The 454-nt window shown below is 45.8% G+C and carries 1 protein-coding gene; it reads left to right on the top strand.

Annotation, left to right across the window (positions count from 1 at the left end):
* A partial coding sequence (locus QRY16_RS22020; RefSeq protein WP_289778070.1) for a glutaredoxin domain-containing protein occupies nucleotides 1–356 on the top strand: 356 nt, incomplete at its 5' end.
* Between the last annotated feature and the right edge of the window lie 98 nt (nucleotides 357–454).

Genomic DNA, 454 nt, shown 5'->3' on the forward strand with positions numbered 1-454 from the left:
ATTCTATGATCATTGAAAATAATGTGGTCAAGAAGCTTTTCGCTGAGGAGGAAGGCTCTGCACCGGACCCTTATCAGGTGTCGGATGCCAAGAGCATGTTGAAGTTCTTGGACCCTCAGGCTAAAATGCCATCGAGCTGTGTGATTTTCACCCAGTCGACTTGCCCATACTGCAAGAAGGCTTTGAAGTCACTTTCAGATCGCGGCGTGAAGTACGTCGAGGTCTCTCTGGATGACGACCAGAAGAAGGCCACTGTATTGGCTGCATTGGGCAAGACGACAGTACCTCAGATTTTCATTGACGGCAAACACGTAGGAGGAAGTGACGATTTAGAACATTATTTCGCCAAACAATAAGTGGAGAAATTGTTTTTTGTGACTGATGACAGACCGACTGACCGATCGCTGTGGATTGTTTTGAACTAGATTTTCCGTAAATTGGGTCATACTGTACT

It is taken from the genome of Mixta mediterraneensis (assembly GCF_030283135.1).
GTDB classification, from domain to species: Bacteria; Pseudomonadota; Gammaproteobacteria; order Enterobacterales; family Enterobacteriaceae; genus Pantoea; species Pantoea mediterraneensis.